The organism is Ottowia sp. oral taxon 894 (assembly GCF_001262075.1).
Taxonomy (GTDB): domain Bacteria; phylum Pseudomonadota; class Gammaproteobacteria; order Burkholderiales; family Burkholderiaceae_C; genus Ottowia; species Ottowia massiliensis.
In genome coordinates, this window is record NZ_CP012073.1 from 1,365,689 (window position 1) to 1,391,117 (window position 25,429).

At 65.4% G+C, this 25,429-nt stretch carries 23 protein-coding genes; 4 read left to right on the plus strand and 19 right to left on the minus strand.

Annotated features, from left to right (window positions below):
* Positions 1 to 157 precede the first annotated feature (157 nt).
* The 12 genes from ADJ79_RS05795 to ADJ79_RS05845 all read right to left on the minus strand — a co-directional run bounded on the left by ADJ79_RS05795 (position 158) and on the right by ADJ79_RS05845 (position 14,986).
* Entirely contained in the window at positions 158 to 3,880 is a 3,723-nt protein-coding gene (locus tag ADJ79_RS05795; protein WP_156304048.1) for a hypothetical protein, read from the minus strand.
* Positions 3,881 to 3,965: 85 nt separating this feature from the next.
* On the minus strand, positions 3,966 to 4,172 hold the full coding sequence (locus ADJ79_RS14105) for a hypothetical protein (RefSeq protein WP_156304049.1): 207 nt from the start codon (positions 4,170 to 4,172) through the stop codon (positions 3,966 to 3,968).
* 419 nt (positions 4,173 to 4,591) lie between these two features.
* Entirely contained in the window at positions 4,592 to 5,479 is an 888-nt protein-coding gene (locus tag ADJ79_RS05800; protein WP_050715171.1) for a fructose bisphosphate aldolase, read from the minus strand.
* A gap of 241 nt (positions 5,480 to 5,720) precedes the next feature.
* Positions 5,721 to 7,202, minus strand: coding sequence for a pyruvate kinase (gene pyk, locus ADJ79_RS05805; RefSeq protein WP_050715172.1), 1,482 nt, complete (start codon positions 7,200 to 7,202; stop codon positions 5,721 to 5,723).
* Positions 7,203 to 7,328: 126 nt separating this feature from the next.
* Entirely contained in the window at positions 7,329 to 7,616 is a 288-nt protein-coding gene (locus tag ADJ79_RS05810) for a DUF3325 family protein (protein ID WP_050715173.1), read from the minus strand.
* Entirely contained in the window at positions 7,613 to 9,334 is a 1,722-nt protein-coding gene (locus ADJ79_RS05815) for a PepSY domain-containing protein (protein ID WP_050715174.1), read from the minus strand. Before ADJ79_RS05815 ends, ADJ79_RS05810 begins: the two co-directional genes overlap by 4 nt.
* The gene (locus ADJ79_RS05820; RefSeq protein ID WP_050715175.1) at positions 9,331 to 9,654 is read right to left on the minus strand and encodes a hypothetical protein; all 324 of its coding nucleotides are present in this window, start codon (positions 9,652 to 9,654) and stop codon (positions 9,331 to 9,333) included. The genes ADJ79_RS05815 and ADJ79_RS05820 overlap by 4 nt, the downstream gene beginning before the upstream one ends.
* A 448-nt stretch (positions 9,655 to 10,102) precedes the next feature.
* Positions 10,103 to 11,011, minus strand: a complete 909-nt coding sequence (locus tag ADJ79_RS05825; protein WP_082203149.1) for a YgcG family protein — start codon at positions 11,009 to 11,011, stop codon at positions 10,103 to 10,105.
* A 143-nt stretch (positions 11,012 to 11,154) separates the two neighbouring features.
* A complete protein-coding gene (locus ADJ79_RS05830) occupies positions 11,155 to 11,808 on the minus strand; it encodes an ABC-type transport auxiliary lipoprotein family protein (RefSeq protein WP_050715176.1) in 654 nt (217 codons plus the stop codon).
* A 167-nt stretch (positions 11,809 to 11,975) separates the two neighbouring features.
* Positions 11,976 to 13,001 (minus strand): MlaD family protein, encoded by a 1,026-nt coding sequence (locus tag ADJ79_RS05835; protein ID WP_050715177.1) that lies wholly within the window; start codon positions 12,999 to 13,001, stop codon positions 11,976 to 11,978.
* Positions 13,002 to 13,868 carry an ABC transporter ATP-binding protein gene (locus ADJ79_RS05840; protein WP_050715178.1) on the minus strand — a complete coding sequence of 289 codons (867 nt, stop codon included), beginning with the start codon at positions 13,866 to 13,868 and terminating at the stop codon, positions 13,002 to 13,004.
* The gene (locus tag ADJ79_RS05845; RefSeq protein WP_050715179.1) at positions 13,865 to 14,986 is read right to left on the minus strand and encodes an ABC transporter permease; all 1,122 of its coding nucleotides are present in this window, start codon (positions 14,984 to 14,986) and stop codon (positions 13,865 to 13,867) included. The genes ADJ79_RS05840 and ADJ79_RS05845 overlap by 4 nt, the downstream gene beginning before the upstream one ends.
* Positions 14,987 to 15,130: 144 nt before the next feature.
* On the opposite strand from ADJ79_RS05845, the gene ADJ79_RS05850 reads away from it, so the two are divergent.
* From ADJ79_RS05850 to ADJ79_RS05860, 3 genes are all read left to right on the plus strand, one after another.
* The gene (locus tag ADJ79_RS05850; RefSeq protein ID WP_050715180.1) at positions 15,131 to 15,601 is read left to right on the plus strand and encodes a polymer-forming cytoskeletal protein; all 471 of its coding nucleotides are present in this window, start codon (positions 15,131 to 15,133) and stop codon (positions 15,599 to 15,601) included.
* Between the two features lie 26 nt (positions 15,602 to 15,627).
* Positions 15,628 to 16,425: a hypothetical protein gene (locus ADJ79_RS05855; RefSeq protein ID WP_050715181.1), complete on the plus strand. Its 798-nt coding sequence runs from the start codon at positions 15,628 to 15,630 to the stop codon at positions 16,423 to 16,425.
* A gap of 272 nt (positions 16,426 to 16,697) precedes the next feature.
* Entirely contained in the window at positions 16,698 to 17,018 is a 321-nt protein-coding gene (locus ADJ79_RS05860; RefSeq protein ID WP_371256938.1) for a YciI family protein, read from the plus strand.
* 111 nt (positions 17,019 to 17,129) lie between these two features.
* Here the strand turns inward: ADJ79_RS05860 and groL are convergent, their stop codons facing one another.
* The 7 genes from groL to ADJ79_RS05895 all read right to left on the minus strand — a co-directional run bounded on the left by groL (position 17,130) and on the right by ADJ79_RS05895 (position 24,611).
* Positions 17,130 to 18,770, minus strand: a complete 1,641-nt coding sequence (groL, locus tag ADJ79_RS05865; protein ID WP_050715182.1) for a chaperonin GroEL — start codon at positions 18,768 to 18,770, stop codon at positions 17,130 to 17,132.
* A 142-nt stretch (positions 18,771 to 18,912) separates the two neighbouring features.
* Positions 18,913 to 19,203 (minus strand): co-chaperone GroES, encoded by a 291-nt coding sequence (gene groES, locus ADJ79_RS05870; RefSeq protein WP_050715183.1) that lies wholly within the window; start codon positions 19,201 to 19,203, stop codon positions 18,913 to 18,915.
* Positions 19,204 to 19,590: 387 nt separating this feature from the next.
* Positions 19,591 to 20,370, minus strand: coding sequence for an acetoin reductase (locus tag ADJ79_RS05875; RefSeq protein WP_050715184.1), 780 nt, complete (start codon positions 20,368 to 20,370; stop codon positions 19,591 to 19,593).
* A gap of 301 nt (positions 20,371 to 20,671) precedes the next feature.
* A complete protein-coding gene (locus ADJ79_RS05880) occupies positions 20,672 to 21,676 on the minus strand; it encodes an L-threonylcarbamoyladenylate synthase (RefSeq protein ID WP_050716452.1) in 1,005 nt (334 codons plus the stop codon).
* Between the two features lie 98 nt (positions 21,677 to 21,774).
* Complete coding sequence (locus tag ADJ79_RS05885; RefSeq protein WP_050715185.1) at positions 21,775 to 23,076, minus strand: FIST N-terminal domain-containing protein; 1,302 nt, start codon at positions 23,074 to 23,076, stop codon at positions 21,775 to 21,777.
* A 190-nt stretch (positions 23,077 to 23,266) separates the two neighbouring features.
* Positions 23,267 to 24,010, minus strand: coding sequence for a PhaM family polyhydroxyalkanoate granule multifunctional regulatory protein (locus ADJ79_RS05890; RefSeq protein WP_050715186.1), 744 nt, complete (start codon positions 24,008 to 24,010; stop codon positions 23,267 to 23,269).
* Positions 24,011 to 24,077: 67 nt separating this feature from the next.
* Positions 24,078 to 24,611, minus strand: a complete 534-nt coding sequence (locus ADJ79_RS05895; protein ID WP_082203150.1) for a copper chaperone PCu(A)C — start codon at positions 24,609 to 24,611, stop codon at positions 24,078 to 24,080.
* 175 nt (positions 24,612 to 24,786) lie between these two features.
* Between ADJ79_RS05895 and ADJ79_RS05900 the strand changes: the two genes are divergently transcribed.
* Positions 24,787 to 25,179 (plus strand): PepSY domain-containing protein, encoded by a 393-nt coding sequence (locus ADJ79_RS05900; protein ID WP_050715187.1) that lies wholly within the window; start codon positions 24,787 to 24,789, stop codon positions 25,177 to 25,179.
* Positions 25,180 to 25,429 lie beyond the last annotated feature (250 nt).

The window sequence follows — 25,429 nt, forward strand, 5'->3', positions numbered from 1 at the left end:
GAAGACCTGTTCATGAGCTGGCCGTGAGGGGCGAAAACACCCACTCGAGTGCTCATGGGCCTTGCAAACGTCCCATCGGGCCACAAGCGGACGGCAAGGCCTGCTGCGGCTTGCGCCTTGCAGGCCATCCCGATCCGCTGCCCCTCACGGCCGGTTCTCAGATGAACGGAACGAAAGGCACGCCATCGCCCTTGAGCGTGTTGTAGATGTCCTGCGCAGCTTTGACGCCTGCGTCGGCCATCTTGCCAAGCGCTTCCGCGCCAGCGTCGCCCAGGTCTTTCAGGCCGTCAATGACGGCTTTGCCGCCTTCGGACAGCTCCTTGCCCCATGTGTCGATGATGCGCTGCGCGGCTGCGCCGCCTTCGGTGAGCAGGTGCTGGGCGGTTTTCTGGGCTTCCTTGATGCCGCTGTCCACCAAGGTGGTAACGGCGTCCACCGCCTGCTCGGCGGCTTCTCCCACGCCCTTGGCAATTTCTTGCAGGCCATCGAGCGCAGCCTGGCGCACTTTGTCGAGGGCTTCGCCGGGGTTGTTGACGATGTACTGGAGCATTTCCACGCCCGCTTTGCCCGCGTCGCGCAGCTTGTGGGCGATGTCCATGGCGGCGTCCACAGCCTGCTTGCCTTGCGCAATGACCTTGTTCCAGGCCTTTTGCGCCAGCTCGCCGCCTTTGGCGATGAGGTCGGACAGGCCCTGCTTGGCAATGCGTGCGGCTTCGCCGGGGTGCGTGGCAATCCAGGCCAGCGTTTCCAGTCCTTTTTCACCGGCCTTGATGGCGTTGTCGATCACGCCGTCAATGGCTTTCTTGGCGTTTTCCAGCGCCTGCAATCCGGCTTCGCCAGCAGCTTGCAGCGCGTTTTGAGCCGCATCAAGCGCATTCATCGCGCCTTGGACGATCTTCTTACCCGCTTCGGTGCCCAGACGGAGGGCTTCGCTGGCCATGTCAGACAGCGCCTGAGCGGCTTTCTGCGCGGCTTCGCCCGGGTGGGAGGCAATCCAGCCCAAAGTTTGCAGGCCTTTTTCGCCGAGTTTCCGGAGATCGCCCACGATTTGGTCGAACTGCTCCTTGGCGGCGATTGCGAGTTCGCCCGCGCCCTTGGCGAGTTCGCCCAGCTTGCCGATTGCGCCATTGACGATTTGCTCGGCTGCGGCGCCAAATTTTTCAGGGTGGCGGATCATGTCGGCCAGCGCATGCATGCCTTCGGCGGTCATCTTCATGCCCGCGCCCACGCCTTGAGCGGCCAGGGTGCTGGCGACTTCCGCACCTTTGATGGCAGCGCTGCCCGCCATGCGGGAGACAGCGCCGACAAGCTCGGTTGCGCCTTCGGGGCCGTAAATGCTGGCCAGCTCCAGCGCGCCCGTCGGCCCTTGGGCGGCAGCCAGAACCACATTGCTTGCCTTGAGCCAGTCGGGGGCCTGATAGGCATTGCCTTGCTCCTTGGCCTGCTCCAGCTGGCTGGTCACGACCACATCCATGGCCACTTCGGCCACGGCCAGCGTCACGTCCACAGCGATGGGAACACCAAATTCAGCGATGAATGGCTCGGCCACGCTCAGCGCTGCGTCCACGCCGTTGAGCTTGGCAGCTTGCAGGGCCATGTAGCGGATGTCGGCGGGCACATTGGGGTCAGCGGCAATTTCGGCCATCTTCGCCGCGTCTATGCCAGCGGGTATGGCGCCTGCCATCGGCACGGCCTTGGCAAGGCCCTTGAGCAGCTTAGAGGCCACTTCGCTCGTCAGCTTCACGCCGAACTTGTCCATCATGTTGGCGAAGGCGCGCAGGGCCTGTCCGGCCACCTTGCTGTCGCCAATGACTGCCAGCGTTTCCTTGAGCGCCTTGCCATCAACCGAGTCGGCCATTTGCAAGGCAAAGCGCACGGCCTTGTCATCGGCGTCAGCCAGCATGCCGGCCAGCTTGGTGGCGGTGTCGCCGTCCAGGCTCTTGAAAATGCCTGCCAGCGCTTCAGAGGCAGGCTTGCCGTTGATGGTGTCGGCCAGCAATGAATCAGCCATGCCGGGTTTGAGGCCGCCCACGGCGTCCAGCAAGCCTTTGCGCGCGGCCTTGTCTTCCACGCCTTCCACGGCGGACAGCAGCGCATCCACGGAAGCCGACTCTTTCAGGTTGGGCAATGTTTTGCCCAAGGCTTCCTGCAATGACTTGTCGCCTTCGCTGTAGAGCTTGGACAGGCGGCTGGCCTGCTCGGGCGTGAGGTTTTCGGCCACGGCAGGGTCAAGCTTGCTGACCAGCCCTTCGGGCAGCTGCTTGACGGCGGGCAGATTCTTGATTTCGTCGGTGATCTTGCTGGCATTGGCCGCTTCGATACCGCCTTCGGTGAGGAATTTTTTGAGTTCCTGCAGGTCGCCTGCGATCTGCGGCACTTCCGCCGTCAGTCCCAAAGCGGCTTCAGCCTTGTCTTTGAGCGAGGCATTGGGGTCGAGCAGCGTCAGCGCATGCCCCACGCTCTTCAGCGTGGAATCGGCATAGCGCAAGTGGCCTGCCAGCTGCGGGAAGGCGTCGCCCACGGAGGTCTTGATGGCATTGGCCAGATCCAGCGTGGCCTTGGCCTTATCGAGCGCGCTGGCGTCAGGCTTGGCCCAGGTCGTGATGGCGTCCACCAGCGCCTTGCCAGACGGCAGCGCGCTGAGATAAGGCTTGAGAGCGTCGCCCAGTTTTTCAGGCGCGAGCTTGCCCAGACCGTCAGCCAGGTCCAGCCCCGCCTTGATCTTGTCCGCCGCCGATTTCTCAGGGTTGCTCAGGACGTTGTAGGCATCCACGGCTTTTTGCGCACCGGGCAGCTTGTCAAGGAAGGGCTTGAGCGCGTCGCCTACCTTGCCGGGCAGGGCCTTGCCCAGATCCTGGCCCAGCTTCATGACGGCGGAAGCCTTTTCGGCATCCGTGGCTGCCGGGTCGCTGAGTTTGTTCAGCGATTTGGTAACACTTTCAACCGAAGGGAAGTTCTTCAGATACTTCTTGACCACTTCGCCCGCCTTGCCGGGCACCAGCTTCATTTCATTCAGGCGGTTGGCCAGGCCAATGGCGGCATCGGCACGCTGTGCATCTGAAGACTTGGGGTCAGCCAGCGTGCGCATGTTTTCGCGCGCCTTGGTGTCTTGGCGCACCTTCTGCACGGTGGGGTTGTTTTCAACGCGCAGCTCCTTGCTCAGCGAATCCACACTTTTATCCGGCAGATAGCGGCTGAGCGTGGTCATGGCCTGCACTTTTTCTTCGGCATTGCCGTCGCGCAGTTGCCGGGAGGCGTCGGCGGCTTCCTTCTGTTCCTGCTGGCTGCGGCTGCCCATCTCGTCAGGGAAGCGCTCTTTCATGCCTTCCGGCGTGGTTGGATCGCTTGTGGGTTCTTTCTGCGGTTTCTGCCCGGCGGCCGCAGGCCCGGAAGCGTTTCCGGCCTCGGCTGGCGCGGCCTGCTTGAGCAGCGCGGCGCTGGCCGGGTTGTCCTGATGGCGCTGCGAGACAACTTGCATGGCCTGCGCGTAATCCGCCTGCGTGGGCTGCTGGCCTTGCGGCAGGCTGGCTTGCACGTGGGCCTTCACTTCGTCGGCCACGGCGGTTTTCAGATCGGCCTGCGTGACTTCCACGTTCCTTTGCAGATGCGGCAGCGCAGCGCTGCGGCCATGCGTGGCGGCGCTCACGTCCTGTAGCGTCTGGTTGGCTTGGCTGGCCGTTTGCACGGCGCGATCGGTCGCCAGCGCCTTTTGCTGAATGGGGGTCAGCGCGGCTTTGGTTTCAGCCTTCTGGCCGAGGGCCATTTCAGAGAGGGAATTGGCTCCCTGCCCGGCCTTGTCCTGCGATTGTTGTCCGGCCGACTGCGCATCAGACTGCTGACCGCCCCCTTGCTGGGGCGTGGCCACCGCCTTTTTCTCCACTTCAGGCTTGGGCGGCGGGGGAGGAGGAGGCGGCGGCGGCGGAGGCGGGGGAGGCGGAAGGTGAGGACGGATATAAGTCATTTCTTCAATCCCTGTCTAAATAACGAAACTTTGTTTGCCGCATGGCGGGCAGCGCATGCCGCAAACGCGAACGGGGCACTATATGAAGCACTTGCGTCAAAGGCATTACGAAATGTTCTCTTTGAAAAACAAAAGCAGAAAGCTTCAAAAAACGTAATTGCCTTGCCTGCAAAACCGTCTTGAAGGCCGCCCAAAGCTGCTGCGCGTGCATGACGGCGGGGCGTGCCAGGCCATCATTTCGTTACCGCTTTGTGCGTTGCATGCCACACGCGCTGGCGCGTGATGAATGCTCAATCCCATGAAAAAAACCGCTCGGCCTGATGGCGCAGGCGGCCTGTTTCAATGGGCTGTTCAAGATGATTCGCCGTGAGCAGACTCCGGCGCGGCTGAGGGCCGGAGCTGCGCCTTCAGGCCGGCCCTGCCTGCTTGGCGGCACTCAAAAAAAGGAGCTGATTCAAGGCAATCAAAACGGCACTTCGCGCAATGCGCACTAGGACATGGTGCTATGAAGAAAAGAGCGAAATGTGTACCCATCCCGGAGATAGCCCGCCTGCCGCTTGAACTCTCGCTCAGGCCGGATTCGTTCTTTTCGCGCCCACGGCCAGATCATGAGCAGGTTCCGAGCGCCGGTCAGGCGATGGAAGCCTGATAGATGGATTCGATGGCCTTGTCCAGCGCGGCGTTGAATTCGGCATCGCTTTGCTGGGCCGTCAGTCCTTCGGTCAGAGCGCGGCTGAAGCTGGCGATGACGCCGGGGTTTTGCGCCAGCAGCGCGTTGGATTCATCGCGGCTGTAGCCGCCCGAGAGGGCCACCACGCGCAGCACGCGCGGGTGTTTCACCAGATCGCCATAAGCGCCCGCCACGCTGGGCAGCGTGAGCTTGAGCATCACTTTCTGATCGCCGGGCAGTGCGTCCAGCCGCTCGATGAAGCCGGCCTTGAGCAGGCTTTCGGCCTGCGGCTTGTCGGCGGCCTTGATGCTCACTTCCGGCTCCAGAATGGGCACGAGGCCCGCTTTGAGAATTTGCTGGCCCACGGCAAATTGCTGATCCAGCGCGGCGGCAATGCCCCGGGCATTGGCCGCGTGGATGACCGAGCGCATCTTGGTGCCGAAGATGTTTTTGCCAGCGGCGCGCGCCAGCAGGCTGTCCAGCTGGGGCATGGGCTTCATCAGCTGCACGCCGTCGGCCTCATCGGCCAGGCCCTTGTCCACTTTCAGGAAAGGAACGACCCGCTTGCGCTGCCACAGGTAATCGGCGGCGGGCAGGCCGTCGAATTCGCGGTCCATCGTCATCTCGAACAAGATGGCGCCCAGCACGCGGTGGCCATCGAAGGCGGGGCTTTGCACGATGCGCGCGCGCATGGCGTGCACCAGGTCGAACATTTGCGCTTCGCTCTGCCAGGCCGATTCGTCAAGGCCGTAGAGCTTGAGCGCCTTGGGCGTGCTGCCGCCGCTTTGGTCAAGCGCGGCGATGAAGCCTTTGCCGCTGGCGATCTGGTCCATCTGTTGCTGGTTCATGGCTGTGTCTTTCGGGAAGATTGAAAAAAGCGCCGCTGCGGGCGGGCAGGCGGCGCGGGGATAAGCGGGCCGGATTATCGGCGGCGCGCAGGGCCAGCGGCCGCCCGCGCAGGCAGGCAGGCTTCATCAAAAAGAAGAGCGAATTCGGCAGGCATGAAAATGCCATTCGCGCCCATTCAACTAGGACATCGCGCTATGAATGGAGGAGCGGAATTAGCCTCTCTTGCGCCGCCTGGCGCCTCTATCCCACGCGGCTGATCTTGAGCATGTTGGTGCCGCCTGGCGCGCCCATCGGCTCGCCGCAGGTGATGGCGTAGATGTCGCCCTGGCTCATCACGCCGTGGCGCAGCAGGCAGCTCTCGGCTTGGCGCAGGGCTTCGTCGCGGTCGGCGCTGGTGTCCATCAGCATGGGAATGACGTTGCGGTACAGCGCCATCTTGCGTTGCGTGGCCACGCGCGGCGTGAGCGCGTAGATGGGAATGCCAATGCGGCGGCGGCTCATCCACAGCGCGGTGGAGCCGGAATCGGTCAGCGCCACGATGGCCTTGGCGCCCACCAGCGCCGCCGCGTGCAGCGCGCTGGCGGCAATGGCCTGGTCGATGCGCGGCAGGTGGCTGTGGCTGCCGTCGTACTCGTGGTCAGAGGCTGCCATGTGCTTTTCCGCTTCTTCGCACACGCTGGCCATGGCCTGCACCGTCTCCAGCGGGTAGCGGCCTGCGGCGGTTTCGGCGCTCAGCATCACGGCGTCGGTGCCGTCGAGCACGGCGTTGGCCACGTCGCTCACCTCGGCGCGGGTGGGCACGGGGTTGTTGATCATGCTCTCCATCATCTGCGTGGCGGTGATGATGAGGCGGTCATGCTCGCGCGCCAGGCGGATCATGCGTTTTTGCAGCGCGGGCACGGCCGCATGCCCCACTTCCACGGCCAGATCGCCGCGCGCCACCATGATGCCGTCGCTGGCCAGCAAAATCTCTTTCAGGTTGGCGATGGCCTCGGCGCGCTCGATTTTTGCAATCAGCCCCGGCCTGTGGCGCTGGCCTGCGGCGGCCACGTTGCACAGCTGGCGGGCCATTTCCATGTCCGTGCCGCTTTTGGGAAAGCTCACGGCCACGTAATCGGCCTGAAGGCCAATGGCCGTCTTGATGTCTTCCATGTCCTTGGCCGTCAGCGCCGCCGCCGTCAGCCCGCCGCCTTGCTTGTTGATGCCCTTGTTGTCTGACAGCTCGCCGCCCACGCGCACCACCGTGTGCACCGCATCGCCCGCCACGCGCTGCACATCCAGCACGATCAGGCCGTCATTGAGCAGCAGCACGTCACCCGCCTTCACGTCGCCGGGCAGCTCCTTGTAGTCCAGCCCCACGGCGTGTTCGTCGCCCGGCTCCTGGCGCGCGGCATCCAGAATGAAAGGCGCGCCTTCCCTGAGTTGCACCTTGCCCTGCGCGAATTTGCCGACGCGAATTTTCGGGCCTTGCAAATCAGCCATGATGGCCACCTCGCGCCCCACGCGCCGCGAAGCTTCGCGCACCCGCTGCGCGCGGGCAATGTGATCCTGCGCATTGCCGTGGCTGAAATTGAGCCGCACCACATCCAGGCCCGCGCGGATCATGCTTTCAATCACCTGCGCATCGCTGGAAGCGGGGCCAAGCGTGGCCACGATCTTGGTGGCTTGATCCACGATGGGATTTCCGGTCAGGACTGAAGCGGCAGCAGACGAGACTGGCATGGCGGCAAGGCAAAAGTGGCAATTCTGGCACGCGCCGCCAGCGGCGCACCGCCCGCCCGCCCGCCTTCATGAGCCACCCCGCTGCGCTGCCTCGCTTTCTGCTTCCTGCCAGACTCTGAACAGCCTCTAACGGCGGGGCCAGGCGTAGCTCAACGCCAGCATTTGCGCCAGCGCGGCGGCCGTCAGCACGCCCAGCCACAGCACCCAGCCTTGCGCGGGGCCGCGCTCCAGCAGGCAGGCAGCCAGGGCCAGCAGCAAGCCAGCGATGCCTGCGGCGCGCAGCCAGGGCTGCCAGCGGGCAAAGGGGCGCTGCGGGCCGAGCACGTCATGAAAGTGGCGCTCCATGCCCAGGCTCAAAGCCACAAAACCAGCAAAAGCGCAGACAAAGGCAGTCAGCAAAAGCAGGGCGTTCATGGCGTGGCGGGGCTTTCCGGGGCGATGGCGGGCAGTGCAGCGGCGGACGCGGGCGGCTCTGGCGCTGCCTTGGGCGTTCCTGAAGCGGGCTTGCTGGCGGTTTTGCGCGCAGCGGCCTTGGCCGAAGCAGCGGCCGCTGCGGCTTCGCGCTGCCGCAGCCAGCGCACGGCGGCCCACAGCCCCAGGCCCAGCAGCAGGCAAACCGCGTCAAACCCGGCCACGCGCCACAAACCGGCGGGAATGCTTTGCCCCCAGTGCGCCCCGCCCGTGGCGGCATTCAGCAGCGGCATCAGCGCCAGCAGCGCACCGGCCACGGCCAGCAGCGCCTGCCACAGCCGCTGCGAAGGCCGCGCCAGCCCCAGCGCCAGGCACAGGCCCCACGCGGCAAAAAACAGGCTGATTTCCGCATCGGCGCGATCCGGCAGATCGACAGGCAGCAGCCGGTTGGCCCAAAAGTAGGCAGGCAAAGCCACCAGCAGGCCGCCTATGGCGCCCAGGTTCAGCCCATCCACCACGCGCAGCAAAAAGCTGCCCTTTTCGCCGCGCTTGAGGGCTTTCAGATGCTGCGGGCGCTCCTTCACGGCCCACAGCAGCAAGCCCGTGGCCACCATCGCGCAGCCCATCAGGCCGCTCAGGAAAAACAGCCAGCGCAGCGGCGCATTGGCAAAACGGGCCGTGTGCAGGCCCTCCATCACGTTGTAGGTGTGCACGGCAGCGCCCGGCTCTTCGCCCGCCGCGCCCAGCAGCTTGCCGCTGGCGCCTTCAAAGCGCAAGGAAGGCGGGCGCAGGCTCATTTCGCTGCCGTCGCTCTGGCGGGCAATGGTGATGACGGCGGCCGCATCGCCCGGGTTTTCCACCATCACGCGCCCGGCCAGGCCGCCCCAGCGCCGCTGCGCCTGCTCCACCAGCGCGGCCACATCCGTCAGCGGCGCTTTTTCGCCGCTGGGCTGGGCATTGCCCGGGCGGCCGCCAAAAGCTTCGGCCTGATAGGCGGGCAGCCCCGCCTCGCCATAAGCGGCCTTGGGCGCCCAGGGCATGTACATGAACATCAGGGTGCACAAGCCCGTGTAAGTCATCATCAAGTGATACGGCAGCGCCAGCACGGCCGTGGCGTTGTGCGCATCCAGCCAGCTGCGCTGGCCTTTTTTGGGGCGGAAGGTGAAAAAGTCCGCAAAGATGCGCTTGTGCGTGACGATGCCGCTGATGATGGCCACCAGCATGAACATGGCGCAAAAGCCCACCACCCAGCGCGCCGTCAGCGGCGAGAGATAGTGCAAATCAAAGTGCAGGCGATAGAGAAAGTCGCCCCCGCGCGTGTCCCGCGCGCTGGCATGCGGCTGGCCGCTGGCATCCAGCGTGGCCTCGCCAAAGCGCACGGCGCGCCCGCCCTTGGGATCGGCATTGGGCTTGAGCCACATCAGCGTGGACACCGGATCGCGCGCACTGGGCAAGGCAATGAACCAGCGCGGGCTGCCCGCCGCGTTGGCCTGCATCCACTCAATGGCCTGCCGCGCGCGCTCGGCCTGCTGCTGCGGCGTGGCCGGCTGCGCGCTCGCTTGCAGGGCCGCCGCGTGCATTTCAGGCTTCATCCAAAACGTGATTTCCGGCCGCCAGTAAGCCGCCGTGCCCGCCGCAAACACCAAAAACAGCACCCAGCCCACCAGCAGCCCGCTCCAGGTGTGCAGCCAGGCCATGGATTGACGAAAGCCGTTTTTCATGCCCCGCCTCCTGCCGAAAGCGGCGCCATCCAGCCCAGCCAGCGCAACGCCGCCGGCAGCGCCGCCACGGCCAAGGCCAGCGCCAGCCCGCCCCACGCGCGCGCAGCCGTCGAAGCGGCAAAAGCCCACAGCGCCGCCCCCGCATACACGGCAAACGAAGCCAGCATGCCCCAGGTCACCGCCTCGGAACGGGCCAGCGGCAGCAGCAGCGCCAGCGCCACGCTGCACAAAGCAGCCAGCGCATAGCCGCCCACAATGGCCGCCAGCGCACGCGAAACAATGCCCAGCCGCTCAGACCAGGGCGCGGGGATGGAAAGCATGAAACACCCAGAAAATGAGAAACGTTCAAAAAACGTTTGATTTGGCCACGAAACGGAGTGAAATGCCGCGCGGCGCCCAAAAACCAGCTCACAGTCTGGCCGGAGGAGCGAAAAGACAGATCGGGATGGGCCGCAAGGCTCAGAAGGGCCTTGTGATTCATCGGGGGTTTGCAAAACCGCAGACCGCCCGGGGACGCGCTTTCCACACCTACGCTATGAACAGGTTCTGAAAACGCGCCATGGCGCTCCATGACGCGCCCGTGAGGGGCGGCGAGAGGAAGCTGAGCAAGACACGGACAGTAGGCACACCAGGCTTTTTGCTCCTTTATCAATAGCAATATGTCCTAGTAGATACTGCGCGAAGCGGTATTCTTGGCACCCAAAATTCGCTACTGTTTTTGCGCTGCCAGGCAGATAAAGCTGCGCGAACGCGCCTGAAAGGACGCGCCTACCAGCTGCCGCTGGCGCCGCCGCCGCCAAAGCTGCCGCCGCCGCCCGAGCTGAAGCCGCCGCCACTGAAGCCGCCGCCCCCGCCGCCAAAGCCGCCGCCGCTCCATCCGCCGCCTGAGCTGCTGCCGCCACCGCCCTTGCCGCCGCCCGACAGGGCGATCAGCCAGACGAAGAAGGCGACGATGAGCGCCGCCACCACGCTGAAGGTCAGAAAGAAGGTGATGGCGCCGCCTGCCAGCCCTGCCGTGAAGGCCCCTTTCTTGCGCCCGAACAGGCTGCGCAGCACGCCAAGGCAGGCGATGACGAAAAACAGGATGAAGAAGATGAGTTCCGGCCCCGTTGCGCTCCGGTTTGCGTCGGCCTGGGCGGGCAGCGGCAGGTCTTCGCCACGGATGCGGGCGGCCACGGCGTCGATGGCGGCCTGAAGGCCTCCCGCGTAGTCGCCCTGGCGGAAGTGCGGGGCCATCTGCTGGTCGATGATGCGTTTGGCGATGATGTCGGGCAGCGCGCCTTCCAGTGTGCGGGCCACTTCAATGCGCATCTTGCGCTCGCGCAGGGCCACGATGATGAGGGCGCCGTCGCCCACGTCCTTGCGCCCCAGCTTCCAGGCGCTGGCCACGCGGTTGGCGTAGGCGGCAATGTCTTCGGGCGCGGTGGTGGGCACCATGAGCACGGCCACTTGCGCGCCCCTTTCCTGCTCCAGCGCGGCCAGGCTGGCTTCGAGTGCGCTGGCTTGTTCGGCGGTGAGCGTGCCCGTCTGGTCGATCACGCGGGCGGTGAGCGCGGGTATGGCCTGCAGGGCCTGCGCACTGGCCGCCAGCGCCAGGGCCAGCCACAAGGCCAGCGCCAGCAACCAGCTCAGCCAGCGCGGCGGGCGGAAGGCGAAGGGGGCGGCAAGGGCATTCATGACGGTCAGGCTTGGAGCAAAAGAAAGCAGATGCGGAAGATGCCAGAAAGCGGCGGCATGCCGCCGTTTTTCCGGCAGGCCGCTTTCAGGCTTGCGGCCAGGCCGTGCGCAGCTCCTTCTCCGGCTTTCAGCCGCCCGGAGCCTCACGGCGCGGGGCGGGGCAGGCGGTCCAGCCAGGCGGCGAGGTCGGCAATGGCGGCGTCGGCGGCTTCGCGCATGGCTTTGGCGCCGCCGGCGGCGTCGGGCGTGGGGGCGGGGCGCTGGACGGTGAAGGTGCGCTGGCCCAGCAGGCGCTGGCTGGCGCGCGGAGCGATGAGGGTGGCGCGAATCTGGATGCGGGCGTGACTGCGGTTTTCGGCTTCAAAGACCTGGCTGAAGTCGTCCAGGTGCACGCGCAGCTCGGCTGCGGCCAGCCCTTCGCCCGCGCCGACGACGGGGCGGCTGGCGGCCAGGGTTTCGCGCAGGCGCTGGGTGAGCAGCTCGGGCGGACTCATGCTCCAGCGTGCGCGCGCGTAGGGGCGGGGCTGATCGGCTTCGTTTTTGTAGGCCAGGCGGTAGAGCATGGCGGGGCCGTCCAGCGCGGCGGGCGCGGTCACGGCAGGCAGGGCCAGGGGCGGCTGGCTGGCCGCGCCGCCGGCCGCTGCGGCGGCGGGCAGGCCGAGGTCGTAGCTGGCAGGGCGCGCGGGCTTGTCTGGCAAAGGGGTGCTGCATGCGGCAAGCAAGGCGGCGGCCAGGGCAAGAACCCAGGCCCAGGCTGGCGCGAAGGCGCGTGAGGGGGCGGCGGCGGTCTGGTTCATGGCGGTTTCAGCAGGAAATCAGGGCGGCGGGGCGAATCAAAAAACGGAGCAAATCAAGAGGGTACCGAAACGGGTTCTGCTCGCTTTCCACTAGGACGTATAGCTATGCTTTTAGGAGCGAAATTGAGGCTTGTCTGCATGCTGGATGGCTCATGGCCCGTGCGCTTTCAGGGTGCGGGAATGACGACGGGCGTTTCAGCCGGGGCGCCGCCTGTGGCAAAGCCCGGTTCGCCAGGGCCAGGGGGGATGGGGCCATAGCCAAAGAGCAGCGATTGCGGGTTCTCGGTGAAGGTGGCGGCGGCGCGGTCCACGCGGCGCAGGGCGCTGCTGGCGTGGTGGGTGGCTTGCTGGATGCCGGGCAGGGTGTCGGCAGCCAGGATGCCGGCGCTTTCGTTCAGGCTCTGAAGCGCGCCGCCGTTGGCGGTGAGGCTTTGCATGCCGTTTTTGACGCTGGCGGCGGCGGCCTGCAAATCGCCCGTGGCGCGGCGGGCCTGCGCGGCCACGTCTTCAAAGCCCTTGAGGGTGGCGGTGGCCTGCCTGACGAGGACGGGAATGCTGCTGTGGCTGGGGCCGAACTGGGCGGTGATGGTGCGGTTGGTGTCGTCAGCGAGTTTGGCAATGCTGCGGGCGGCGCCCGCCATGTCGCGGGTGGCTTCGCCAAGGTCGTGGATGGCCTGGGCGATGGCTTTGCGGTTGTCTTCTTCCAGCAGGGCATTGATGCGCGAGGTGGCTTCGCTGGCCTGGCTCATGAGCACGCGGGCGTGGTCGGTGAATTCGCCCAGCAGGCCGCTGCGCAAAGGGATGCGGGGCAGCTGGCCGCGTTCGGCCTCGATGGCCTCGGTGCTGCGGCCATCGTTGTCAAGCTGCACGTAAGACAGGCCGGTGATGCCCTGGTAATCGAGCCGCGCGTAGGTGGAGCGGGTGATAGGCGCGCCTTTGTCCACTTCAATGCGCACGAGCACGTTGCCCAGCTTTTCGCGGTCAAAGCTGATGCGGGTGACTTTGCCGACGGTGACGCCGCGAAAGCGCACGGGGGCTTGCTCTTGCAGGCCGCTGATGGGCTCGTGTGTGCTCATTTCGTAGGCGTCGCGCACGGTGCGGTCGCTGGTGAGCCAGGCGGCCAGGCCGATGAGCATGGCGCTGACGATGAGCACGAACAGGCCGGCAGCCAGGGCGTGTGATTTGTTTTCCATTCAGGCTCCTGAAGATGGGGCAGCAGGGTGCGCCAGGCGGGCGGCCAGATGCGCCAGCTGCGGCAGGTCAGAGATGGCGCGCAGGCCCCGCTCGCCCAGGAAGAAGTGGCGGATGAAGGGGTGGTCAAACGCCAGCACTTCGGCCACGGGCGCGGCGATGATGACGCGCTGCTCGGCCAGCACGGCCACGCGGCTGGAGAGGGCAAAAAGCGTGTCCAGATCGTGCGTGACCATGACGACGGTCAGGCCCAGCTCCTGGTGCAGCGATTGCAGCAGCGCACAAAAGGCATCGGAGCTGTCGGGGTCCAGCCCGGCCGTGGGTTCGTCCAGCATGAGCAGGGGCGGATCCATGATGAGCGCGCGCGCCAGCGCCACGCGCTTGATCATGCCGCCCGACAGCTCGGCGGGCATCTTGTGCGCGTCGCCCGGCTTCAGGCCCACCATTTGCAGCTTGAGCAAGGCGGCGCGGCGCACCAGTTCATCAGGCAGGGTGCGCAGCTCGCGCAAAGGGAAGGCAATGTTGTCCAGCACGCTGAAGGCGGAAAACAGCGCGCCTTGCTGAAAGAGCATGCCCACGCGCGCCGCCGCGCCCGGCCGGCCCAGCTCGGCGGCGGGCCGCCCCAGCACGCGCACGCTGCCAGCCGCTGGCGTGTTCAGCCCCAGCATCTGGCGCAGCAGCACGGTCTTGCCGGTGCCGGAGCCGCCCACGAGCGTGAGCACTTCGCCCCGCCGCACGGTGAGATCGAGGTCTTTGTGAATGACCACGCGCCCGCCCTCGGGCAGCGCGAAGGCGCTGGTCAGGCCCCGGATTTCAATGACGGGATCGCCCGGCGCGGGCAGCAAGGGAGCGTCGCTGCGCCCGCTCATATGCCCACGCTCTTGAACAGCACGGCAAACAGCGCGTCAATGAGAATGACCGCCGTGATGGCCGCCACCACCGAGGCCGTGGTGCCGCGCCCCAGGCTCTCGGTATTGGGCTTGACTTGCAGGCCGTAGTGGCAGCCGATGAGCGCAATGGCCACGCCAAACACCACCGACTTGCCCACGGCCAGCGCCAGATTGCTCACGCGCACGGCTTGCGGCAGCGTGTGCATGAAAAAGCTGGGCGTGATGCCCAGCGTGATGTCAGCCGCCAGCATGCCGCCCAGCAGCGCCATCAGCGAAGTCCACACCACCAGCAGCGGCATGGCCACGGCCAGCGCCAGCGCGCGCGGCAGCACCAGCCTGAAGCCTTGGGCGATGCCGAGCACGCGCATGGCGTCCAGCTCTTCGGTCACGCGCATCACGCCAATTTGCGCCGTGATGGCCGAGCCGGAACGCCCCGCAATCAGCACCGCCGCCAGCAGCGGCCCCAGCTCGCGAATCAGCGCCAGGCCCAAAATGTCCACGATGAAGGCATCCGCGCCAAACTGCCGCAGCACCTGGCTCATCAGATAGGCCAGCACCACGCCAATCAAAAAGCCCACCAGCGCCGTAATAGGCAGCGCCTGCGCGCCGATGTGATAAAGACTGCCCGAAAAATCGCGCCACGGCCCGGCCTGCGGCGCGCGCGCCAGGCGCAGCGCGTCCAGAAAAAGCTGGCCCATGATCTGAACGAAGCCGCGCACCTGCGCCAGCGCGCCTTCCACGCCCTGGCCCAGGCTGTCAAAACGCTGCGCGAAGCTGGCATACCCGCCAGCGGCGGGCGGCAGGGCGGGCTGGTTTGCCACACGCTCCAGCAGTGCGCGCTGCGCCTGGCTGGCGTGCAGCGCGGCGGGCCACTGGCGGCCCCAGCCGTCCCACAGCACCAGCGCGCCCAAGTGGTCAAACCCGGCCAGGCCACGCAAATCCCATTCGCCAGCGCTGCCCGCCGCTTGCGCCAGCGTTTTCCGCAGGCGCGGCAGCACGCCTTTTTGCGCCAGCGCCGCCGCCGTCCACACGCCTTGCGGCTGGGCGCAGCCACGGGCAGCAGGCAAGACGGCCAGGCGGGGAGTGGAGTCAGTCATGCAGGCGTTGGGGATTGCAAGAAAAGCAAGTAAAGGAAAAAGCGGGCAAATGCGGGCATTTCAGACCGTTTTGATGCGTAACACCCATTAGACTGCCCGCCAGCCATTTGATTCAACATTATCTTTTATTCCCAAGGAGAAGACATGGCCCTGAGCTTTGGCAAACGCGAGAACGAATCACAACCCACTCCCGTGCGTCCGCTGGGCGCTGCGCCCGCTGCGTCGCCCGTGCAGCCGCTGGGCGCGCATGCCGCCAGCCAGGCCGCGCAGGCGGCCGCTGACAACGGCGCGCGCCTGACGGTAGGCGCCAACATCAAGCTCAAGGGCGTTGAAATCACCGATTGCGACACGCTGGCCGTGGAAGGCACAGTGGAAGCCACCATCAACGCCCGCGTCATCCAGATTGCCGACAAAGGCGCCTTCAAAGGCACCGCCGAAATCGACACGGCTGAAATTCGCGGCCTGTTCGAAGGCACGCTCACCGTGCGCCAAAAGCTCATCATCTACCCCACCGGCAAAGTCACCGGCAAGGTGCGCTACGGCAAGATCGTGATTGAGGAAGGCGGTCAGCTCTCCGGCGAAATCACGGCTGACGCGCAGGCTGGCAAATCCTGACCACAAACGTACCGCAGGCATTTTCCATGCGTGCCCTGCGCGCCTTCCATCGGGCTGCTTCGGCAGCCTTTTTCATGGCCTGCGCCCTGCTGGCCGCAGGCTGCGTCAGCAACGCCCCCACGCCGCACGGCAGCGTGCAGGGCGCCGAATTTGGCGGGCAGGAGCTGCTGCAAAGTGAAGGCAACCGCCTGGCGGGAACCGCCATGCAGGCCAATCTGCAAAGCCTGCTGTTGCTGGCCGACAAGCTCTACCGCCGCAATCCCGTGCAGTGGCGCAAAACCGCCGCCTCGCGCGAGGCTGCCCTGCTGGCCATCCGCCAGGCCGTCATGCAGGAAGCTGACGAGGCAGCCGGGCAGGAGCCGCCCGAGCAGGAATCCGCCTCTGCCATCGCCTGGCCCGCGCTGCAAGGGCGGCGCGACGTGGCCGCGCTGGCGCTGGCGCTCTCGCCTGATTTCACGGGCGACCGCGTGGCGGCCTTCGTCATCGCTTGCGCCGACACCCTCATCACCGCCCACGGCGGCCAGCGCCAGTTCCATTACCTGAGCGGCCCCGACCCCCAGCACATCTACAACGCCGCCCGCAACATGGAAATTGCGCTGTGGATTCTCAACACCCGCCGCGACAGCGCAGGCCGCCCCTTGCTGCTGGCCAACGAAGCTGGCCCCGCCGGGCGAAACCTCAGCTTCGAGCGCGAGTTCGGCAAGATCATTGGCCGCCTGGATCTGGTGGCCGCGCACCTGACCGAGCGCCACCGCCGCGCCGCCATTTCCTTTCTCCAGGGCATGGCTGCCGCCCCGCTGCTGACTTTCCTGCCCGTGCGTTAGCCGCACACCGCTTTTCACTCTCAAAGCCGCAGCAACAAGGCAAGGTAATCAAGTATTAACAAATAGCACAAACCCTGAATATCTTCTTAAATGGTGGAACCGCCGAGCCAGACGGCAAACCATTGCCGTTCCAATCGGGCAGATCACATGCCGTGGCGGTCAATACCGAATTTGCCGCCAAAGGCGCATAGCGAATAGGGTCCTGGATAAAGCCAATAAAATCGGCGCGCCCTGTGATTTTGAAGCGGCGTTTTTAGGCGGCGTTCGATTAAATGGCCGCCATTTTCAAAGGAAAACAAATGTTTATCGTATCATTGGAATATATTAAAGGATTGCCGGAAGTCGAAGCCTGTTTGCCCGAGCACATTGCGTATCTCGAACGGTATTACAAAGAGGGCATCTTTTTGATGTCGGGGCGCAAAAAGCCGCGCACTGGCGGCATTATCCTGGTGAAGGCAGATCATCGGGAACAGGTGGAAAGGCTGATTCGGGAAGATCCATTTCACCGCGAAGGCGTGGCGGAATACCAGATTACTGAATTTGTTCCCACCAAAACCGCCGAAGATTTAAGTCAATATCGGGAAACAGCCTGAAAACCGCGCCCAATAAAAAAGCTGCCAGCCCGCGAAGGACTGGCAGCTTTGAATACCGGGCGCGGGGCAAGCGCCGAGGTGAGGCGCTTGACTCCCGGCAGGGCTGGCTCTTTACATGTCCATGCCCATGCCGCCCATGCCGCCCATGCCACCGGGGGCGGCAGGGGTTTCTTCCTTCGGGGCCTCGGCCACCATGCATTCGGTGGTGAGCATCAGGCCGGCCACGGAAGCGGCGTTTTGCAAGGCGGTGCGGGTGACTTTGGTGGGGTCCAGAATGCCCAGCTCGATCAGGTCGCCATACTGGCCGTTGGCGGCGTTGTAGCCAAAGTTGCCTTTGCCTTCCAGCACCTTGTTCACGACCACGCTGGCTTCGTCACCGGCGTTGATGACGATTTCGCGCAGGGGCGCTTCAATGGCTTTGAGCACGAGCTTGATGCCGGCGTCCTGATCGGGGTTGGCGCCTTTGATGTCGCCAGCGGCCTGACGGGCGCGCAGCAGGGCCACGCCGCCGCCAGCGACGATGCCTTCTTCCACGGCAGCGCGGGTGGCGTGCAGGGCGTCTTCCACGCGGGCTTTCTTTTCTTTCATTTCCACTTCGGTGGCAGCGCCTACCTTGATGACGGCCACGCCGCCAGCGAGCTTGGCCACGCGCTCTTGCAGTTTTTCGCGGTCGTAGTCGCTGGTGGCTTCTTCGATTTGCACGCGGATTTGCTTGACGCGCGCTTCAATGTCTTCGGCCTTGCCGGCGCCGTCGATGATGGTGGTGTTTTCCTTGCCCACTTCGATGGTTTTGGCCTGGCCCAGATCGGCCAGCGTCACTTTTTCAAGCGACAGGCCCACTTCTTCGGCAATGACTTTGCCGCCGGTGAGGATGGCGATGTCTTCCAGCATGGCCTTGCGGCGGTCGCCGAAGCCGGGGGCCTTGACGGCCACCACTTTCAGGATGCCGCGAATGGTGTTCACCACCAGCGTGGCCAGGGCTTCGCCTTCCACGTCTTCGGCAATGATGAGCAGCGGACGGCCGGCCTTGGCCACGGCTTCCAGCGTGGGCAGCAGGTCGCGGATGTTGCTGATCTTCTTATCAAACAGCAGCACGTAGGGGTTTTCCAGCACGGCGGCTTGTTTGTCGGGGTTGTTGATGAAGTAGGGGCTGAGGTAGCCGCGGTCGAACTGCATGCCTTCGACCACGTCCAGCTCGTTGTTCAGGCTCTTGCCGTCTTCCACGGTGATGACGCCTTCCTTGCCCACTTTGTCCATGGCGTCGGCAATGATTTGGCCGATGGATTCGTCCGAGTTGGCGGAAATGGTGCCGACCTGGGCGATTTCCTTGCTGGTGGTGGTGGCCTTGCTGGCTTTTTTCAGTTGCTCGACGAGTTCAGCCACGGCTTTGTCGATGCCGCGCTTCAGGTCCATCGGGTTCATGCCGGCGGCCACGTATTTCATGCCTTCGCGCACGATGGCCTGGGCCAGCACGGTGGCGGTGGTGGTGCCGTCGCCAGCGGTGTCGCTGGTTTTGGAGGCCACTTCCTTGACCATTTGTGCGCCCATGTTCTGGAGCTTGTCTTTCAGCTCGATTTCCTTGGCGACGGACACGCCGTCTTTGGTGATGGTGGGTGCGCCAAAGCTGCGTTCCAGCACCACGTTGCGGCCTTTGGGGCCCAGGGTTGCCTTCACGGCGTTGGCCAGGATGTTCACGCCTTCAACCATGCGGGCGCGGGCGTCAGAGCCGAAAACAACGTCTTTTGCTGCCATTTGTGTGTATCTCCGTAAAAAGCCGGGATCAGGCCCGGCAGAAATCAAAAATCAAAAGGGATCAGGCGGCGCGCCAATATGTTGCGAGTTGCTGCAAGACGGACGCAGGATGAATGCAGATGGCGGCGCAGCCCGGGAAAAATCACTTCTCGACGACGGCGAACAGGTCGTCTTCCTTCATCACCAGCAGCTCGTCGCCGTCCACCTTGACGGTCTGGCCGCTGTATTTGCCAAACAGCACGCGGTCGCCCACTTTCACGCTCAGGGCCTTGGTTTCGCCCTTGTCGTTGGTCTTGCCGGGGCCGACGGCCAGCACTTCGCCCTGGTCAGGCTTTTCGGCGGCGTTGTCGGGGATGACGATGCCGGAGGCCGTTTTGGTTTCGTTTTCCAGGCGCTTGACGATCACGCGATCGGCGAGGGGACGCAGTTTCATGGACATTCCTTCAAAAGGTTGCTTGAAAAAAGAGGACTGGCAGGGGCCTTGCGGCGGGCCTGCCAGGCTGAATGCATGGCGGCGGGCTGGTTTGTTAGCACTCGCCGCCAACGAGTGCCAATGATAGGGGCGGGCTTCGGGCTTTCAAGGCCCCGCTGGCAAAGAAAGCACCATCGCCCGCTTCTTCCTGCCCGTCTGCCCGGTTCGCCCCGCCGCTGCGCGCCTTGCCGCCGCGCCGCCTTTCGCCTTGAAACGATTCGCCTGTCTGGCTAACCGCTGTTGCCGCTGCCAGGTGCGCTCGGGCAGGCCCAGGCAAAAAAAGCCGCCGCAAGGGCGAAGCGTCTTGCGGCGGCTTTTTTCAGGCGGGCGCGGGCTGCGCCTGCGGCATCAGCGGAACACCATGCCGCCGTCGATGAGCACGGCCTGGCCGGTCATGTAGTCAGAGTCGGGCGAGGCCAGGTAATGCACGAGCGAGGCCACGTCGGCAGGCACTTGCGGGCGGCCCATCAGGATGCCGGATGAGAAGCGCTTGAAGGCTTCGCCGGGCTGCCAGCCGTGAATCTTGGCCATTTCCTCGTCAATGCGGTCCCACATGCGGGTGCCCGCCACGCCGGGGCAATAGGCGTTCACGGTGATTTTGTAGGGCGCCAGCTCCTTGGCGGCGGTGACGGTGAGCGAGCGCACGGCGTGCTTGCTGGCGCAGTACACGCCCAGCAGGTCGTAAGACTCATGCGCGGCAATGCTGGCGGCGTTGATGATCTTGCAGATGCGGTCGCCGCCCTGCTTTTTCATTTGCTCGGCGGCGGCCTGAATGCCAAAGAGCACGCCCTTGACGTTGATGCCGAACACGCGGTCAAAGTCGGCGGCGGTGACTTTGTCCAGCGGCATGACGTCTTCAATGCCCGCGTTGTTCACGAACACGTCGATGCGCCCGAAAGCCTGCACGGCGTGCTGCACCAGCGCGAACTGGTCTTCGCGGCGGCTCACGTCGCCACGGAAGGCGGTGACGGCCTGGCCTGCGGCCTTGAATTCGGCCTCGGTCTTTTCCAGCGTGGCGGCATTGATGTCAGACAAGACGATCCTGAAGCCATCCTGCGCCAGCCTCTGGGCAATGCCTTTGCCCAGGCCGTCGCCTGATCCGGTAATGACAGCTACTTTTTCAGTCATGGTGTCTCTCCTTTGCTGACTGGGTTGAGAAAAGCGGGCCGCAGGATGCGGAAAACGATAATTTCAATTCAAAAAGAGGAGCAAATTCAATGCCTTTAAAACAGCATGTGTCGCAATGAATACGGGGACCTCACGCTATCAAAAAAGAAGCTAAAACTGATAGACCACCACCAAGAACTGATTACAGCCGCCAAGTCTGCGGCGGCCCAGAAGCTGACGCCGGTTTTATCACTGCGCATGGCAATGCGACTGCACTTTTCTTGCGCCTGGCGCAGAAGTTTTCGCTCGACTCACTCTCTGCTCACTCGCGCGCGCCTGCGGCGCTGGCTGCTGCGCGCTCCAGGCGGTCGCGCACGCCTTCCCATTCGATTTCGGGCGGGGGCGTTTCCACCCAGATGAGCTTGACTTGCGCCTGGTCAAACGCGCGCAGCGTGGCAAACAGCTCGTGCGCGGCCTGCGCGGGGTTGTCGGGCATGCGGCGCAAGATCAGCTTGCGCGAGGCGGATTTCAGCGCGGCGCGCGACCACACGGCAATGTGCGCGGCCTCGCTGCCCAGCAGCTCCAGCGCGGTTTTCAGCATCTTGCCGTCCATCAGCCGCACCGTGGCGCGGGGCGCGTAATGGGCGGCCAGCGTGCCGGGGGCCTGGGGGCCGGGCGCGGCCAGCTCGTCTGGATGGCGCACGCGGCAGCCCGCCGCTTTTTCCAGCTCGGCGCGCGAAATCGCTCCGGGGCGCAGCAGCACGGGCTGGCCGCGCGTGCAGTCCACGATGGCCGATTCAATGCCCACCGCGCAAGCGCCGCCGTCCAGCACCAGCACGTCTGCGAATTCTTCTGCCACGTGCGCCGCCGTGGTGGGGCTGACGCGCCCGAAGCGGTTGGCGCTGGGCGCGGCCAGCCCGTGCACGCCGCGCGCCGCGCAGGCCGCCAGCAGGCTTTGCGCCACGGGGTGCGCGGGGCAGCGCAGGCCAATGCTGGCGTGCCCGCCCGCCGCTTCGTCCGCCACGCCCTCGCGGCGCGCGAGGATGAGCGTGAGCGGCCCGGGCCAGAAGGCGGCCATCAGCCGCTGCGCCAGATCAGGCACTTGCCGCGCGAAATGCCCGGCCGCTTCGCTGCCTGCCACATGCACGATGAGAGGGTGGCTGGCGGGCCGGCCCTTGAGGGCGAAGATGCGGCGCACGGCCCCGGCGTTTTCGGCATCGGCGGCCAGGCCATACACGGTTTCGGTGGGCAGGCCCAGCAGCTCGCCGGCGGCCACGGCGTCGGCGGCCTGCGCCAGCGCGCCGGGTTGGGTGGGGTCAAGAATCATGATGGGTGAGCAAGGCGGAAATACTTCGATTTTGATAGCGGCCCGCGCAGATTCCACTAGGACCTGGGGCCGATTTGTGCCTGAAAAGCCAGGCCGCTTCAGCTGGTGGCCTCGTCCACGAACACCGTGAGCACGCCCGCATAGCCCAGCAGGCGGCGGCTGGCGATTTCGCCGCCGGAGAAAAAGCCGGTGAGCGGCACATCGCCCAGAGCCTGGCGAATGGTTTGCAGCTCCGCGCCCGGATGGCCAAAGTGAGGGCCGCCCCGGCTGGCGCAGCTGACGTAAATGGCCCCGGCAATGCGCCGCGCCGGATGCGGCTGCGACAGCGGCGGCGGCGCGGCCAGCGCGGCGGCGGTTTCGGCGGGAATGAAGGCCGGCTCAAGCAGGTCCCGAATGCCCGAGCAGATGCGCCGCAGGTCGGCGCGGGCCTTGGCGGCGTCGCGCTGGCAAAAAGCCAAGCGCTGGCCGCAATGCACTGCGTCAGCCACGGCCAGGCCGCGCTGGCCGGGGTCAATGCCCACAAGGTGGCGCGCCAGCACATCGGCGCCGAAGCGGCCATGCCGCAGGGCCAGCTCTTCGCTCATGCCGCAACTGACTGCGGGGCAGGCTGCTTGCGCGTCGCACAGACCCACCAGCATTTGCCGCACGGCGTGCATGGCCTGCTGGGGCTGGCACAGATCGATTCGCATGTCGTCCAGCATCACGTCAAGAGCAGGCTCGCCGTCGATTTCAAACACCATGTTGCCTTCGCTTCGCGTGATGGTGTGCCAGGGGCCAACCGGATGGCAGCCTTGCGTGACGCGGGTGATGAGCGGCACGCCCTCGCCAAAGGCCACGCCCGTGAGGCCGCCGCTGAACACGCCGCCCAGCAGCGCGCCGCCCGCCATGCCGCCCGAGCGCGAGGCGGCCATCTGCACGGTAGCGCCCCGGCTGGCCGCCAGGCCGCCAAACAGATGGCCGCACGCCGTGCAGTCGGCCAGCTCGGCAATCAGGCCCGCCACATCGGGCGTGTGCGCGTCGGCATGCACCAAGGCGGCCTGCGGAGAAAAAACGCCCTGGCGGCGCAGCGGAGCGACGCCTGAAAACACGCGCCACTGCTCTGGCGGCAGCTCGCAGAGCATGACGGACAGGGCCGGCTCGTCAAGATATTCCGCATTGCTCGCGGCCACGCCCGCGCCCACGGCGCCCGCCCAGCCCAGCACGCCCGGCAGCGCCTCGGCCAGCCAGTCCAGCAAATGCTGTGCGTGGGGCACGTAAGGGCTGGTGATGTAAAGCAGCCCCAGCGTGGGGCTGCTGGCGTAGCCGGGCAGCGCCATTTGCGCGCGCAACTGCGCCAGCGCCAGGTGCGCCGCCATTTGCCACTGCGGGTGCGTGGCGTGGCCAACGGGAAAAAGCTTCATGCCGTCAAGCGGGCCTTAATCGAGTGAGCCTGAAAGCCTGCCCGGAAGTCTGGCCTTGAGGAACCGCGAATCGGAATGGCCGCAAGGCGCAAACCGCCGCCGGGTCTTGTGGCCGGCAAGGGTTTGCAACGCAGCAGAGCGCCCGAGGCCCGCGCTTTTGCCCCCCACGGACAGGCCATGAGCAGGTTCTTCATGACAAGTCTGCGGCGCTTGCACCTCTGGCCGGCTTGCCTTTGCGGGGCGCTGCGGCCTTGCCTGCCTTGCCGCCCGCCTTGGCGGCGGCTTTGGTGGTTCCGGCGGTTTTCGCGCGGGTCTTTGCGGCGGTTCTGGGCGCCGTTTTGGCGGCTGGCCGGGCGGCGGTCTTGTCCACGGCCTGGGCCGCCTTTGCGTCAGCCGCCTTGGCCGCAGGGTCCTTGGCGGCAGGCGGGGCCATGGGCGCCGTCATGGCGCTGGCGGCTGTGGCGGCCGTCGCCGCCGTCGCAGCGGCCATGCTCTGGAATTGCTGGGTCAGCGCATTCCACCACTGCAACGGGTCGGGCACGGCGCTATTGACTGCTGCCGCAGGCTCGGGCTTGGCGGCCTCAGGCGCAGCCCGGGTTGCCGCCGGAGGCGGCGGCGCGGAAGCGGCCGCTGCGGCTGGCCTGGGCGCTGCCGCTGGCATGGCAAAAGCGCGCGCCAGCTCGGCAGCGCCCACGTTCATGCTTTGCAGCGTGGCCAGCGTCATCTTCTGCACTTCCAGCGCCTGAATGCCCGCCTTGATGGCCGCAGCGTTTTGCTCCAGCCAGAACAGCACCGTTTTCAGCTCTGCAATGCGCTTGTCCAGCTCCTGCTCGCTCACGGTGGGCATCAGCCACGCGGAAGCGCCTTTGCCCGTGAAAAAGTCCAGGCCCGGAAAGAAATTGCCGAAATCAAATACGCCGCCCGACTGGCCCATGCTGGTCTCCTGAAGTTGTAGAAAGTGCAATGAGAATACCGCGCGCGGCGCACCCGAACCACTGTTTTCAGCGCGCGCGAACGGCCGGAGAAAGACGGGCGCTTTCTGGAGCGCTGGCCGATTCATCCTCCGCCGCAGCCTGCGGGTCAGGCCGCCCCAGCGCGCGCACGGGCACGCGCAGCTCAATGGAGCCTTTCATGCCGGAGCCGTCTTCAAAGATGAGCGTCAGCGGCACATCGGCGCGCGGCGTCAGCGGCTGCTTCAACCCCATCAGCATCAGGTGTCCGCCGCCGGGCTTGAGCGCTACCGCCTGCCCCGCTGGCAGCGGCAGCGCAGGCGTGGCGTGCATGCGCATCACATCGCCTTGCAGCGACATTTCGTGAATTTCAATGCGCTCGGCCAGCGGCGAAGAAGCGCCCACCAGCCGGGCAGGGGCCGCAGACTTCAGCGTCATGTACACCCCCGCCGTCTGCTGGCCCGGCACGGTGGCGCGCGCCCAGACGCGCTCGACGGCCACATCAATCAATCCGCCCTTGGGCTGCGCCCAGGCCGCGCTGGCGGCCAGCATGGCGGCCAAAGCCAGAAAATAGGATTTGCGCATGACCGGAAAACTCCTTTGCGTGCCAATCAAAACCAGCTTGCAATTATGAAAGCCGCGCGATGAAAACCGCGCGGCGCCATGAACCACAGATGAACGCGCGCTTCAGGCCGCATTCAGACCGCTCGGCGGAAGATGCGCTCATCGTTTTTTCTGTTTCTTTCGAAGGAGTCCATCCATGAAAACCAGAAACCTGCTCGCCATGGCCACGCTGGCCGCCACGGCCGCGCTGGCGCTGCCGGCCGCCGCCAAAGAAAAATCGGCCTTGGTCGTGCCTGGCGGCCCGGCCTACGTGGCGCCGCCGGGCTATGTGGTCACGCCCGGCTACATGCCGCCGCCTGAAAAACCGCGCAAGCACAAATACCGCATCTCGTCTTCACAGGTGCGCCACATCCTGCGCTCGGCGGGCTACCGCCGCATTCATGACGTGGATTTCGACGATGGCCGCTGGGAAGCCGAAGCCATCAACCCCGCCGGCTACCGTGTCAAGCTGCGCCTGCCGCCCGATGGCAGCGCCATTTATGAAAAACCGGACTGGGATGGCGACGACGATGACGATGACGACGATTGAATGACCGTTTCTCTGCTGTCCCGCCGCCTTTGCAGCAGCGGCGCCCAAGCGTCTTGCCTTGCCAGCCCCCTCCTTTCCGCCACACCGGCGCGAAAAGAGCGGGGCGCATGAAGCAAGGCGCAGACCGTAGCGCCGGTTTTTCGCTCCTTTATCAATAGCATGATGTCCTAGTGGAAACCGCGCAATATGCTATTTCCGTCCTCTGAATTTGCTCCTGTTTTTGATGATGCGGGGCCTGCGATGCCAACCG